At 54.2% G+C, this 14993-nt stretch carries 8 protein-coding genes, 1 pseudogene and 1 riboswitch; of the genes and pseudogenes, 5 read left to right on the top strand and 4 right to left on the bottom strand.

Annotation, left to right across the window (positions count from 1 at the left end; genetic code table 11):
• Positions 1-10: 10 nt before the first annotated feature.
• Both PSSD_RS11585 and PSSD_RS11580 read left to right on the top strand, forming a co-directional pair.
• Positions 11-1237, top strand: coding sequence for a M20 family metallopeptidase (locus tag PSSD_RS11585; protein ID WP_039326934.1), 1227 nt, complete (start codon positions 11-13; stop codon positions 1235-1237).
• Positions 1237-2352, top strand: a complete 1116-nt coding sequence (locus tag PSSD_RS11580) for a M24 family metallopeptidase (protein ID WP_058972341.1) — start codon at positions 1237-1239, stop codon at positions 2350-2352. Before PSSD_RS11585 ends, PSSD_RS11580 begins: the two co-directional genes overlap by 1 nt.
• A gap of 9 nt (positions 2353-2361) precedes the next feature.
• Here the strand turns inward: PSSD_RS11580 and PSSD_RS11575 are convergent, their stop codons facing one another.
• Complete coding sequence (locus tag PSSD_RS11575) at positions 2362-3846, bottom strand: sensor domain-containing diguanylate cyclase (RefSeq protein ID WP_058972340.1); 1485 nt, start codon at positions 3844-3846, stop codon at positions 2362-2364.
• A 345-nt stretch (positions 3847-4191) separates the two neighbouring features.
• Between PSSD_RS11575 and pagP the strand changes: the two genes are divergently transcribed.
• Positions 4192-4749, top strand: a complete 558-nt coding sequence (pagP, locus tag PSSD_RS11570; protein ID WP_082672304.1) for a lipid IV(A) palmitoyltransferase PagP — start codon at positions 4192-4194, stop codon at positions 4747-4749.
• Entirely contained in the window at positions 4739-6229 is a 1491-nt protein-coding gene (locus tag PSSD_RS11565) for an alpha/beta hydrolase (RefSeq protein ID WP_058972339.1), read from the top strand. The genes pagP and PSSD_RS11565 overlap by 11 nt, the downstream gene beginning before the upstream one ends.
• Here PSSD_RS11565 and PSSD_RS11560 read toward each other — a convergent pair.
• The 3 genes and pseudogenes from PSSD_RS11560 to PSSD_RS11550 all read right to left on the bottom strand — a co-directional run bounded on the left by PSSD_RS11560 (position 6219) and on the right by PSSD_RS11550 (position 11327).
• Positions 6219-7184, bottom strand: a complete 966-nt coding sequence (locus PSSD_RS11560) for an acyltransferase (RefSeq protein WP_039326891.1) — start codon at positions 7182-7184, stop codon at positions 6219-6221. The two genes, PSSD_RS11565 and PSSD_RS11560, sit on opposite strands and share 11 nt — an antisense overlap.
• The gene (locus tag PSSD_RS11555) at positions 7181-10243 is read right to left on the bottom strand and encodes an efflux RND transporter permease subunit (protein WP_058972338.1); all 3063 of its coding nucleotides are present in this window, start codon (positions 10241-10243) and stop codon (positions 7181-7183) included. Before PSSD_RS11555 ends, PSSD_RS11560 begins: the two co-directional genes overlap by 4 nt.
• Positions 10243-11327: pseudogene (locus PSSD_RS11550) on the bottom strand (efflux RND transporter periplasmic adaptor subunit). The gene PSSD_RS11555 and the pseudogene PSSD_RS11550 overlap by 1 nt, the downstream one beginning before the upstream one ends.
• A 770-nt stretch (positions 11328-12097) precedes the next feature.
• Between PSSD_RS11550 and PSSD_RS11545 the strand changes: the two are divergent.
• Positions 12098-14779 (top strand): cation-transporting P-type ATPase, encoded by a 2682-nt coding sequence (locus PSSD_RS11545; RefSeq protein WP_058972352.1) that lies wholly within the window; start codon positions 12098-12100, stop codon positions 14777-14779.
• Positions 14780-14859: 80 nt separating this feature from the next.
• Positions 14860-14987: riboswitch (TPP riboswitch) on the top strand.
• Positions 14988-14993: the final 6 nt, after the last annotated feature.

Raw genomic sequence — 14993 nt, 5'->3', positions numbered from 1 at the left:
CGAGAAACGCATGAATCCTGAACAGTTAATTCATCATATTGATCGCGAGTTTTGTCTCTCTTTTCTGGCGAAAATGGTGCAACACAAAAGTTACAGCGCCACTGACGGCGAGCGCGAGTTAGCCAAATATATGGCCGAGCAGATGGCGCAGTTGGGACTGGAAAGTGAATTGCAGAAGGTACCCGGCGATCGCCTCAACGCCATCGGACGGCTGGTGGGCAGCGGTGGCGGCAACAGCCTGCTGTTTAACGGGCATCTGGATACCAACCCTGTTACCGAAGGCTGGACGGTCGATCCCTGGGCGGGAAAAATTGACGACCAGTTTATCTACGGTATTGGCGTCTCCAACATGAAAGCAGGCGATGCGGCCTATTTCTGTGCGCTGAAAACCCTGATCGATGCGGGAGTGAAGCTGAAAGGCGATGTGATTCTAACCTATGTGGTCGGCGAGCTGCAGGGCGGTATTGGCACCCTGGCGGCGATTGAGCAGGGCGTGCGTGCCGACTACTTTATCAATGCGGAACCCACCGATCTGCAGGCACTCACTATGCATGCCGGTTCGTTGATGTTCACCATCGAGTTGACGGGCGATACGCGTCATCTGTCGAAGCGTGAAGAGGCCGTGGATGCGATCAGCGCCGCCGTGGAGCTGATCCCACAAATCAACGGCATGGTTTTCAGTGGTGCGAAAAGTGACGAGCACCTGAAGGTGAACCGCGGGCACATTGGTACCGTGCATGGCGCCCTGGGGCGTGAACTGGAGGAGTGGCGACCGCCGCAGGTGGCTGACTTCGTGCGTTTGAAAGGATCGGCACGCTTTGCGCCAGGCCAAACAGTGGAAGGTGTGCTGGCGGATCTGCAAGCGCTGCTGGATACGCTCTGCCAACGTTATCCTGGCTTGAAAGCCGAGTTATATGATGATGGTATCCGCGACAAACCCACCATGTTGCCGTTTGAGGTCTCGCCAGAGTCACCGATTGTCAAAGCGGTCAATCGCGGCTGGAAAACCGTGCGCGGCACCGAACAACCGACGGGTGTGATCACCCCACCGGCTTTCTTTGGCACCGATGCGGCGCATTTCTATCAACATGCGGGAATGGAAGGCATCGTCTGTGGCCCAGGCGGTAAATACAACACCATGCCGGATGAGCGCGTCGAGATCACCGAATTCCTCGATATGGTGCGCATCTATTTACTCGCCATCCTTGAAATCTGCCAACCAGTAGAGAGCAACTGATGATGACTGCCGCGCTGAGTCGCCTGCGCGCTGCCATGCAGCAGGCCAACGTCGAGGTGATGATCGTTGATCATGGTGAACTGCTGGCCTGGCTGACGGGCTACACCGTGTCTGAAACCCTGTATCGCGCCTGCATGGTTCCTCTGCAAGGGGAGCCTTGGATGGTGCTGCGCCAGTTGGATGAGGCACCGTGCCGCAGCCAGTCACCGCAGCTGGTGGTAGAGAGCTATCGCGACGATGCTGATCCCTGGCTGGCAGTGGCACAGAGTCTGGTGCGGCGTGGTTATCAACAGAGTCGCATTGGGGCGGATTTCCACTCCTACGGTATGACCGTGCACAGCTGGCAGCAGCTGTCACGTCATCTTCCGCAGGTAGAGTGGCGCGATCTCAACGGCGTCAGCGACCGGCTACGCAGTGTAAAATTCCCGGCAGAATTAGCGGCCTTACGTCAGGCAGCGGCAATAGCAGATGTCACGCTGGAGAGCATTGGTAACCAGGCACTTGAGGGCTGGCGCGTGCGCGATGTCGCAGCGCTGGCTGCCGGACAGTTTCTGCAATTGGGTGCCGATACCGGGGAAACGGGACCGATTGTTATCGCCAGCGGTGATAATGGTTTCCTGCACGCCACTGGGCACGAACAGCGTTTACAGCGCGGTGATGTACTGCACGTAGAGCTGATCCCCAAAGTGCAGCACTACAGTGCGCGGCTGATGCGGCCGTTTATTGTCGGAGAGATTTCGCCTCAGCGGGCGGAACTGGCGCGGTTACTGATTGCCATTCAGGACCGCCAACTGGCGGCAATGAAGCCGGGAGTGAGCGCCTGTGAAGTGGATGCGATTGCGCGTGAAGCAGTACTGAACAGCGGATTGCGTGCTGACTATCCCAACATCACCGGCTATGCGCTGGGGCTGTATACCCGCACGCCGCGCCCGAGCGATTTTTCCTGTAGCTTCCATGCGAAAGCCGAGTGGTTACTGGAGGAAGATATGGTGTTCCACATGTATATTTCCGCGCAGAGCCTGGCCTTTAGCGAAACGGTGCGCGTGACTCCACAGGGCGCAGAACGACTGACACAACTACCGCGCCAGTTGCTGTCGCTGCCGCAAAACGAATAAACACCATGACTACGCCATCGCACGATTACGCCCGCCGCGTTTTGCCTGATAAAGTGCTTTATCGGCATCCAGTTTCAACTGTTCCGCCTCACCAGGCTGGCCTGTGGAGGTCAGGGTGCTGTAGCCCGCGCTGACGGTGACCACGCCAGTCGTAAGTTCGGTGCTTTCATGCGCGATACCCGTTTCCGCAACAAGGCTCACGGCGCGTTCAGCGACTTTTTGCGCCTCCAGTGGTGAGGTGCAGGGCAGAATAATGGCGAACTCTTCACCGCCATAACGCGCCACTACATCACCGTGATAATGCACGCTGTCTTTTAATGCCAGCGCGACGTCTTGCAGGCATTCATCCCCCGCCACGTGACCATAGGTATCGTTATAGCGTTTGAAATAGTCGATATCGATCATCACCAGCGATAACGGATCGCTGGTCTTTTCCGATCGCAGCAGCGCTTGTTCCAGCAGGGCATCAAACTGACGACGGTTAGCAAGGCCGGTGAGGCCATCCACCAAGGCCAGCGACTGCAAGGTATGGTTGATGGTGGTCAGTTCGTCACGCACATGGGTCAGTTCAATCTGGTTGCGCACATTGGTGCCGACCTGGCGTAATACAAACAGGCCCATGCCAGCGATGGTAAATAGCAAAACAATATTCAGCAGCACGTTGGTGAGGTTAGCTGTTAACCACTCCATGCGCAGTCGGCTCAGGTCATAACCCGCGGTGACGATCAACGGATAGCGTTCCAGACGAGCATAGCCGAACACACGCTCCACACCATCCAGCGTTGATTTCCACGTTGCGCTGCCGCTGGAGGCGGCTTTAAGCTCCGTTTTAAACAACGGACTGGCGGAGAGAGTGCGGCCAATATAGCTGTCGGGGAAGGGGCGAATATAGAGTGCCGTGGCATCCGCGAGAATCAGCCCGAGAGCATCTTTCTCACCGAGCGTGTAATAGCTGTAATACTGACGGAAATAGTCCACCTTCACCGTTGCCAAAGCCACGCCGGCAAATTTACCCGCACTGTCGTTCAAACGAACCGATACTGGTATCACTAAGTCACCTGTTGAACGACTGCGAATCACATGGCTGATGTGAATATCCAGGCTGTCATGCGTCTGGTGCCAGATAAAATAATCGCGATCGGCATTACTGGCATTAGTCGGCACAAAGTTACCGGATGACGCCACCCAATGGCCCGCCGTGTCGTAAACAAACAGGCCGTGCAATTGCGGCAACTTACTTTGCTGATCTTTAATCTGGTGTAAAAACTGGGGTGTGGCGGCAAACTCGTTACCGTTTTGTCGTAGCTGCCGCACCGCATCTGCCAGCGTAATATCCACTTGCAGAAAGGCATCCTCCGCCTGTTTCGCCAGTGACAAGGAGAGGTTGCGCGCGTCTTCTTCTTTTTCCGTGAGATGCTGCTGCCAGGAGTGCCAGAGGGACCAGGCATTGATGGCAATCACCAGCAGGCTGACCAGCAGTAAAAATACCGCCATGCTTCTACCCAATGAGGTATTTAACAGGCGCGGCGTACTATCGGAGAGAACACTTTTACGCATTTATACTCTTATTAAATCGCTGACATCGTGGGCCTAATATAAGACCAATATTACTCGAATATTTCAGGGGTAATAAGTCTAAGAGAGGATTATTTAATACTCGGGGTAATGTTTGATTGGCCTGTCTCGCGGGGACCACGAGATGTCCGATGAGATGCAGAGAACTCAACCCCTGTTAAACAACTATAATATTGACTGAATTGCTGCCCAGAATGGGCATACAGATCACGCTGGCTGTTTCTCTTGACCACTATCATCGGTGCTTTTGCAGAAGGATGTCCCATGCGTAGTTTTCTGACCTTATTCCTTTTTACGTTGAGTTTATGGGTTTTACCCGCCGGTGCAGCTGGCACGCTAAGTGATGGCTGGGAATGGCTCAAACAGGACGTTTCACAAACCTGGGAGCAACCGCAATATACCGACCTCTATCTCCCGTTTATTAGTTGGCATGCCCGTTTTGCTTACGACAAAGAGAAAACCGACAACTACAACGAATCACCTTGGGGTGGGGGACTGGGCGTCTCACGTTACAACGAAGACGGCGACTGGAGTGCGCTCTACGCCATGGCCTTCAAAGATTCACACAATAAATGGCAGCCGATCATTGGATACGGTTGGGAGAAGGGCTGGTATCTCGATCAGGCCCGCGATTTCCGCCTGGGGCTGGGACTGACGGCGGGCGTCACCGCACGCGATGACTTTGCCAACTATGTGCCGCTGCCGATTGTTCTGCCCCTGTTCTCAGCCGGGTATAAACGCTTAAATGTGCAGTTCACCTACATTCCGGGGTCCTACAACAACGGTAATGTGCTGTTCGCCTGGTTCCGCTATGGCTTCTGACACCCTGATAAAAGGGTTTAAGCGCCTGATCGTGGGTCTTCTGGCTCTGCTGCTGATGTTTTTGCTGATACGCGGCTATCAGTCTGAACAAGGGCCGCCACTGCATCGCTGGCATACCTGGTCCGCGGATGAAATGACCGCAGACCGTATTGATCATGCCAGCTTCGCCGATTATCTGGCACAGGAAGATATCATTTTCCGCGATTTGAAAAGCGAAGTGAGCGATACACTCAGCGATGAGGAGAAAACCTCGCTTAACCGTTTTAACCCGCACAGCCCGGTTAATCCTGAAGGATTCCAGACCGACTGGAACCGCTCCTTTGTGCTGCAACCCATGGGCACGGTGAAGGGCGCGGTTGTCCTGATGCATGGCTTAACTGACTCACCTTACAGCGTGCGCTATCTGGCGCAGGCCTATCAGCAACAAGGGTTTATCGCCGTTGTACCGCGACTGCCAGGACACGGCACGGCACCGGGTTCGTTGACCAAAGTAGACTGGCAAAGCTGGCTGGCCGTGACACGATTAGCAGTGCGTGAAGCCACACGGCTGGCCGGCACGCAGGTTCCCTTGCATCTGGTGGGCTACTCGAATGGGGGGGCGCTGGCGATGAAATATGCCCTCGACAGCCAGCAGGACAGCCAGTTGCGTAAACCGCAGCAGATCGTGTTGCTGTCACCGATGATCGGCGTCACCGCCTATGCGCGCTTTGCCGGGCTGGCCGGTTGGCCCGCGGTGTTCCCGGTGTTTGCCAAGGCGGCGTGGCTGAATATCGTGCCAGAGTATAACCCTTTCAAATACAACTCTTTCCCGGTGCGGGCGGCACGCCAGTCATGGCTGTTAACCCAGGCGCTGCAGGATCAGATTGTACAGCTGTCTCGCACAGGACAATTAAGCCACTTACCCCCCATACTGACATTCCAGTCGGTGCTGGATTCCACCGTCAGCACGCGTGCGGTCGTCAACGCGCTCTACCAATATTTGCCTGACAACGGCAGCAAGCTGGTGATTTTTGATATCAATCAGGCGGCCAATTTACGCGCCTTATTCCGACCTTCACTCTACTCGGCGGTGAACACGTTGTTGCCTGCTGCCCCGCGCCACTACGCGACCACGGTGATCACCAATGCGTCAGCCACCACCTATGAGACGGTGGCGCGCACCACCGCGGCTGACCAAAGCACGGAGGTCACGCAACCCCTGCACATCGCATGGCCGCAGGATATGTATTCGCTGTCGCACATCGCGGTGCCCTTCCCGTTAACCGATTCGTTGTATGGACGCGAGCCAACAGAGAAAAACCGCTATGGCATCAGCCTGGGGACTATCTCACTGCGTGGAGAGACCTCCAGCCTAACGGTGGGGCTGGATACGCTGATGCGCAACACATCTAATCCGTTCTTTGACGTGATGATGGCGCAAATTAATGCCCGCATTGTCTGTAGTCAGCAAAGCGACCTGCTGCGCTGCCTTAAAGGGTGATGACTTTTTTAAGCCAGGAACTGGCCAGGATCAGTTGTGAGATCAGCACCGAGGCTGCGAAGGTGACGACCAGCAGCGCCAGTTTGGTTGCCAGCGAGTTGATTGGGATCCATGCCGTGATGAGATCAAAGACGGAATAGTGAAGAATGTACACGCCGGTCATGGTTTTGCTGATGGTAGCGAGCACCGTCTCCTTGAACACCACATTGCGACGGAAGCGCACGCGGCTGGCGGCCACCACCAGGACCACCACCAGCAAATAGATTTGTGAGCCGGTCAGAAGAAAGGCATTTCGGTCGGCCTTAAACAGCGCAAAGAAAAAGTGTTGCTCGTAGAGCCAGGTAAACAGGTAGATGAAGGGCAACGCAATCGCTGCCGCACGCGTCACATTCCGCCGGTTGAGCCATTCGGCAATAACGGGCTCGCATAATAACTGCCCCGTCAGATAAAACAGCAACCAGGTCCAGATGCGATACTGCGGCTCGAGGCGAAACAGGCTGACTTCGGGATACAGTACCGCAAGCAGATCATAGCCATAAGAGAACAGCAACAGGGTCAGCACCAGACCGGCAAAGGTGATGCGATGCAGACTGAGCCAGGCGACCAGCGGGTGAAAGCTGTAAATCACGACAAAAGAAAACACAAACCAGGGCTGAATCAGGTAGCCGCGTTGATAAGGCTCCCATAGGTAATACACCGTCATCCAGAAAAGAAAAACGATCACCACATTCCTGATTTTCGTCAGTTGCCAGCGCAGGTCCTGCTCGGCGCGTGCATCCATAATGCCGGCCACCACAAAAAACAGCGGGGTGGCGATGGTGGAGATAAACGTCAGAAAGGCCAGAATCCAGTGGTAATCATAATCGTAGCGATCCCAGGTGTTATACAGGGTGAAAAAGGTCACCGCCGCCATGCAGCCCATGGTTTTAATCACATTGAGCCCGGTGACATTCATGGCGAGACGCCAGAGGTGGGTCGATGGAAGCAGGCGTAAATCACCGGCAATACCAGCAAGGTGAGCACGGTGGCAAAGCCCAGACCAAACATAATCACCACCGCCATGCTCTGGAAGAACACATCGCGCAGCAGCGGCGCAAGGCCCAGCACCGTGGTAAAGGCAGTCAGCAAAATCGGCCGTAAACGCGAGGTAGCAGCGTAGAGAATGGCTTCGTGTTGCGGTTTCGCCTGTTTCTGCTGCTCAATCTCCTCAACCAGCACAATACCGTTGCGGATCAACATACCGCTGAGGCTAAGTAAACCAATCAGGGCCATAAAGCCAAACGGAATGCCGGTGATTAAAAAGCCTGGCGTCACGCCGATCAGCGCCAGCGGCACTGTCAGCCAGATAGCAACGGCATTTTTCAGTGAGCTGAACATCAGCACTGTAATGACAAACATCACCAGATAGCCGATAGGTAATGTCGTGAATACCCCTTGCTGGGCATCGCTGGAGCTTTCTGCGTCGCCTCCCCACTCAATACTGTAACCATGTGGCAGAGGGATCTGATCAATCTGCGGCTTCACCCGCGCCAGAATGTCACCGGAAGTATCGCTGCTCAGCGGGTTAGGATCGGTCTGCACCGTCAGTACGCGACTGCGGTCGCGGCGTAAAATCAGCGGATCTTCCCACTCCAGCTTGAAGTCACTGACCACGTTGCTAAGCGGAATATAGTGCTGCTGGCTCTGGCTCCACACCAGCACATTGTTAAGATGGTTCGCATCCTGGCGTTCGCTGGCCGGTGGACGAACGATCACCGGCAACAGATCTGCGCCTTCGCGATAAAGGCCTACGCGACTGCCGGTAAAATTCATCTGCAGGGCGGTATCGATCTCTTGTTTATCCACACCCAACTCACGCCCCAGCGCGGTGTTAAACTGCGGACGAATCACTTTGCTGCGGTTTTGCCAGTCATTACGCACGCTATCGGTAGCGGGATCCTGAGACAGAATATCGCCGACCTGGCTGGCAATCAGTCTCATCCGGTCAGGATCGGGGCCTTTAATGCGCACCTCAATCGCACTGCCGCCAGAGGGGCCAAACATCACGCGCTTAGTACTGGCATTCACCTGCGGATATTGCCGGGCGATATTCGCATCAATGCTGCGTGCCAGCGCCGCAATTTTCCGCTGATCGTCCATGCGCACCATGATTTGAGCGTAGTTGCTGTACTGGCGCTGCCCGTTATAGGTAAGGATAAAGCGCATGCTGCCTTGGCCGATGGTGGTCACCGTTGACACCACGCCGGGCTGATCGGTGATCGACTTTTCAATATCGCTGGCCATTTGTTCGGTGGACTTGATGTCCGTGCCATACGGCAGCCAGAGATCAACAAAGAAGATCGGCGTGTTTGATGAGGGGAAGAAGTTTTGTCGTACTGAACCAAAGCCCCAGATCGAAAGTGCCAGCAGCACCGCCATCACGGATAACGTCAGCGTTTTTTGGCTTAACAGCGCTTTCAGTGTGCGCTGATACAGTTGATAGAAGCCGCCGTCATACGGCGATTTAGCCATTTGCGTGCTGCCATCGCTCCCGGCTTTAAACAGCCACCATTTGATCAGTACCGGCGTGATGGTGAGGGCGGAGAACCAACTCAACATTAACGAGATCAGCAACACCTGGAACAGCGATTTACAATACTCACCGGTGGAGTCTTGCGACAGGCCAATCGGCGCAAAGGCCAAAATCGCAATGATGGTGGCGCCTAACAGGGGAAAGGCAGAACGGCGGATGACAAAGTTCATCGACGAAACCAGCGATGACCCCTGCTGACGCGCAATCAGTACCCCTTCAACGATCACAATCGCATTATCCACCAACATGCTGAGAGCGATAATCAGCGCACCGAGTGAAATACGCTGCAACTCAATGCCCCACAAGTACATGATCAACAGCGTACCCAGCACATTCAACGCCAAAGAGAGGGCGATAATGATGCCGCTGCGTACTCCCATGAAGATCAGCAGCACCCCGACCACAATCGCCAGTGCCATCAGGAAGTTGGTGATAAAGCCATTAACGGAGTGCGCCACTTCGGCGGCCTGGTCGTAGAACATATTGATCTGGATGCCAGCCGGTTTTTCGGCTGACATTTGCTGCATTTTGGCTTCCAGCGCATGCCCGACATCAATCACGTTAACGCCAGGAATGAAGGAGACGCCCATGGTGACTGCGGGTTTTCCGCTGGCGTGATAGATGCTGGTAGGCGACTCGCTGAGTCCACGTGACAGGGTGGCGATATCGCGTAAGCGGGTGGTCGCTGTTGCACCGACCGGGCTGATCAACAGATCGCTTAATTCATCGAGACTTTGAAACTCTCCAGTAGGATGCAGGCGAATCGATTCGGTGCCGGACTTGATCTCCCCGGCGCTGGAAACCACATTCAAGCGGCTCAATGCGCTGGAAAGCTGCGTCAGGGTAATGCCGCGCGCCGCCATTTTCGTCAGCGAAACATCGACATTGATCTGCTGGGGAATCACTCCGCCGAGGGTGACCTTGCCGACGCCAGGCACCAGCACCAGTTCTCGCCGAAGCTGCTCGGCGTACTGCACCAGCTCAGGATTGCTAAAATTGTCACCGGAAATGGCAAAGAAAAAGCCAAACACATCGCCAAAATCATCATTAACGAATGGGGCAGCCACGCCGGGCGGGAAGAAGCGTGCAGCATCCCCTACGCGCCGCCGGAGTTCATCCCAGATTTGTGGCAATTCATTGGAGTGGTAGCGTGAGGCAATATTCACGGTGATTTGCGACAGACCGTTGGAGGAGATGGAGCTGACGTTGTCCAGATATGGCAACTGCTGCAGGGCATTTTCCAGCGGCAGCGTGACCTCTTCTTCCACCTGCTGCGCAGAGGCGCCAGGGTACTGTGTCACCACCACGGCGGTCTTGATGGTGAACGCCGGATCTTCCAGGCGACCAATATTCAGCAGGGCAAAAATCCACCCGACGCCCAGCAGTAAAATCGCCAGCCAGACACGAATCGGGTTATCTATAAACTGTCGGGAAATATCCATTACAGACCCCGCTCACGCGTCCAGATGCGTACCGCTTGTTGAGCGTGTAATTCATTAACGCCCGCCGCGACCACGCGTTCGCCTGCGTGTAATCCAGAGGTGATTACCACCCCCTGATCGGTGACCTCACCGACGGAAACTTTACGATCTTCGAGATGAAATTGATCGCCGCTGCCTTGCACCACCCAAACATGGGGTTCATTCCGCTGGCTGCTGTCCGGGTTAAAGACCGCTTCTACCGGAACCACAAGTGACTCGTGATTTACGTTAGCCGGAAGATTCGCGAGATTGATGGTGACAGTGCCGCTAACGCCACCGACAGCAGGGAAGTCGGCAGGACGCGGCATGGTAAGAATCACCTGCCAGGTCAAGGTATTACTGCTACTGCTGCCGGTGTGTTCTTTGTATTCAGCCTGAAACTGGCGATCGGGCAGGGTGTTTATCCGCACCACGGGACGGTAAGCCATATTACGGATGTCGAGAGAGGTAAACAGGTTTTCCGGCACATTGAACACCACATCGAGCAAGTCAGTGCGTGTCAGGGTGGCAATAGTTTGCCCGGCAGCGACCACCTGGTGATTCCGCACATTGACCGTTGCCGCAGTGCCACTGAACGGTGCGGTGAGCGTCATCTGACTTAGTTCTTCACGAGCGATTTGCAGTGCGGCATTGGCGGCATCACGATTAGCGCGCTGCACGTCCATTTCAGCCTGAGAGATGGCCTGACGGCCTGAGAGGGTTTGAAAGCGGGCAAACTGTCGTTGCGCTAAAGTCGCTGCAGTCTGGCGTTCATTCACTCGCTGCTGTGCTTCACGTGACACCAACCTGGCAAGCACCTGACCCTGAGTCACGCTACTGCCCTGACGCACTTCCAGCGCATCAATTTGTCCACCGCGCTTGAACGATACGTCAGTGGAATCACCCGACTCAATGCGGGCAGGAAAAATACGCTGTTGAGATTGACCTGAAGCCACCACCTCAACCACTTTCACCATGCGAGGCAGCGGTGCAACTTCCTGTTTTTTTGATCGCAACCTGTTGTTATTAAAATAACAACGGCAATCAGATAAAAATAACGCATCACAGAGTTCCCCTTTGCAATAACGATGTAATTTTTTGCGTTATTATTAGCGCCTCATTTATTCGCCCAACATGGAAACCACCGCGTAAGTGAAAAGTCCGACGGCAGAACAGGTGATAATCGCTAACACAACATACAGACTTAGACGGAGCAGACTATAGTCCGGCATCGTTGCCTCCATTAACCTTGATCGCCATCAAACAGCGCCACAGTTATAAACAGAGTGAGAGGTTTATGAGATTGTTTTTGCTATGGATGAGCATAGTCGTAGAGATCAAAGTTTGTAAAGTTTGATAAGCGCAATAACGTTTCCGATATTTTTGGTGTTTTGTTCTGATTTTGTTTAATTAAGTGGTGTTTATAACCTGGTTAACGAAATAAAAACAGGTCTGGCCATGGAGGGTGAAAATGTTAACAATTCACTTTGTTTAGTTTGTTGTAAGTCAAAATAGCTTATTAATCTTTAGGTTAATAATGGCGCTTCTTTTTATTTGGTGTTTTTCTTACTGTTTTTGATTGATAGGCGAATAAGTTGAATGGCCCTGTGCTACGTTTATAACGTCTAATTTTCAACTTGATAATATGATTGTATAGATTATTCCCCTGCTCACTTGCTGTGAGTAGCGACTAATTGCATATCTTTCAGTTATAAACGGGGCTCATCTCAGGCAATTTGCGGAAGTTTGTCTTTGTATTCGACGTGGTTCTGTTAATAACGGGATATCACCGCCTTGATTTCCGAAACAGGATTTGAGGAGAAAGCGATGAATAATATGGCTAAATCGGACAGTGCGTACTATCAACTCTCGGTCGATGAAACGCTAGGGAAGACAGAGAGTTCAATTGAGGGTATTAGCAGTGCGGAGGCTGCAGCCCGCCTACTACAATATGGTGAAAATGCGCTGCCGCAGAAACCCGGCAAGCCAGCATGGCTACGTTTTCTCGCCCACTTTAACGATGTCCTAATCTATGTCCTGCTGGCTGCCGCGTTGCTGAAAGCCGTGATGGGGCAATGGGTCGATATGTCCGTGATACTGGGTGTAGCTGTGGTCAATGCTTTGATTGGCCATATCCAGGAGAGTAACGCGGCAAAGTCGCTACAAAGTATTCGCAATATGCTCTCCAGTGAAACGGTGGTGGTGCGCGCGGGCCAGCATGAAACCGTAGCCACCACGGCACTGGTGCCTGGCGATGTGGTGGTGATCCGCGCCGGTGACCGTATTCCAGCCGATCTGCGCGTTATTGAAGCCCATAATTTGCGGGTGGAGGAGGCGATCCTAACCGGGGAGTCTACGGTCGTAGAGAAAGGCACCGAGGCGTTGAGCGGCGATCTACCCTTAGGCGATCGCACCAACCTGCTGTTTTCGGGGACCACAGTGAGTTCGGGCGGAGGCAGGGGACTGGTGGTCGCGACCGGGGGGGAAACCGAGTTAGGGCACATCAACCAGATGATGTCCGACATCGAAAAACATCGTACACCTTTGATGGTACAGATGGATAAGCTGGGTAAAGCCATTTTCGTGCTCATCCTGGTCATGATGGCAGCACTGTTCGTCTTTAGTTTGCTGTTCCGGGATATGCCGGTTTCTGAACTGATGCTCTCACTGATAAGCCTGGCAGTAGCGTCCGTTCCAGAAGGATTACCCGCGATTATCTCCATCATCCTTTCGCTCGGTGTGCAAGTGATGGCGAAGCAGAAGGCGATCATCCGTAAACTGCCGACGGTGGAAACCCTGGGTGCCATGACGGTGGTCTGCTCAGATAAAACCGGCACCCTGACCATGAATGAGATGACGGTCAAAGCGGTGATCACCGTCGATCATATCTACCGGGTAGAGGGTGACAGCTATGAACCGGTAGGGGCGATTCACAAATCAGATGATGCAGTCCCTGTTACGGTCACTGAAGACTCATTGCTGGGGCGCTATCTGCGCACCATCGATCTGTGCAATGACAGCCAACTGATTAAGGATGACAGCGGGTTCTGGAAAATCACCGGCGGCCCGACGGAAGGCGCGTTAAAAGTGTTGGCGGCTAAGGGGCAACTGCCGGTGGTGACCACTGAACTGCGCAGTAAAATTCCCTTTGATTCGCAATACAAATACATGTCGACGCTGTATCGCATTGGTGATGAGGAGCGGGTGCTGATTACTGGCGCACCGGATGTCCTGTTCAGGCTGTGCCAGCAGCAGCAAACGGAAACGGGATTGCAGCCGCTAGATCTCCCGTGGTGGGAGGCCAAAATCGAGGAATATGCGCGGGAAGGTCTGCGCATGGTGGCGGCAGCATGGAAACCTGCGTCACCGGGGCAAACAGAGTTAGATCACGCTGACCTGCAGCAGGGGGTGATCTTGCTGGGCATCGCCGGGATGATGGACCCACCGCGCCCTGAAGCGATCACCGCGATTCGCGACTGCCTGCAAGCCGGTATCCGCGTCAAAATGATCACCGGTGACCACCCGCAAACGGCGATGAGTATTGGTCAGATGCTGGGTATCGGCAATGCCAACAGCGCCATTACCGGGCGTGAGTTAGAAGTGATGGACGATCACCAATTGAGCGAAGCGGCGCAGACCTACGATATTTTTGCCCGCACCAGCCCCGAGGATAAGTTCCGTCTGGTGCAGGCGCTGCAGAGTAGAAAAGAGGTGGTCGGGATGACCGGGGACGGCGTGAATGATGCGCCAGCGCTGAAACAAGCCGATGTTGGCGTGGCAATGGGGATTAAAGGCACCGAAGTCACTAAAGAAGCTGCCGATATGGTGTTAACCGATGATAACTTTGCCACCATTGCCAGCGCGGTGCGAGAAGGGCGTCGGGTGTACGATAACCTGAAAAAAACCATCCTGTTTATCATGCCCACTAACCTTGCACAGGGCTTGCTGATCATTATCGCGCTGTTGGCGGGGAACCTGATTCCTCTCACGCCGGTACTGATTCTGTGGATGAACATGGCGACGTCCGCCACGCTCTCCTTTGGCCTGGCTTTTGAGGCGGGAGAGAAGAACATCATGCGCCGCCCACCACGCGATCCTAAGCTGCACGTGATGGACGGTTTTGCGGTCTGGCGCGTGATTTTTGTCGGTTCGATGATCGCCGTCAGCGCCTTTGTGCTAGAAGCCTGGTTACAGCCGCGTGGCTATTCCCCTGAGTTTATCCGTACCGTGTTACTGCAAACGCTGGTGACCGCACAGTGGTTCTATATGCTCAACTGCCGCGTCTCCGATGGCTTCTCGTTGACTAAAGGCTTACTGATGAACAAAGGGATCTGGATTGTCAGTGCGGTGCTGTTAATGCTGCAACTCCTGATCATCTACGCGCCCTTTATGCAGATGCTGTTTGGCACCACCGGACTTCCATTCCGCTATTGGGTGATCACCTTCATCATTGGATTTGTGATGTTCCTGATTGTTGAAATCGAGAAGCCGTTAACCCGCAAATTCAGAACCGCGTAAACATCAACAGCACCTGCGCTCGTGGGTGCTGTCCTTTTTCTGCTGGCTTGACACCTGAGCGAGCAACATCCTAGACTGCCGCTTGTTCCAAGGGGTGCCCGAGTAGCGGGCTGAGATTCTACCCGCTGGCGATTTGTCGCTGGCAACGTAGTGACCCTCCGAACCTGATCCGGCTAATACCGGCGTAGGGATGCGGGACACAGGGCACTTCCAC

Origin of the sequence: Type-D symbiont of Plautia stali, assembly GCF_001485335.1 — a bacterium.
Lineage (GTDB): Bacteria > Pseudomonadota > Gammaproteobacteria > Enterobacterales > Enterobacteriaceae > Pantoea > Pantoea vagans_C.
The sequence above is the reverse complement of the archived record's forward strand: the minus strand, read 5'-3'. Positions and strand labels throughout refer to the sequence as shown.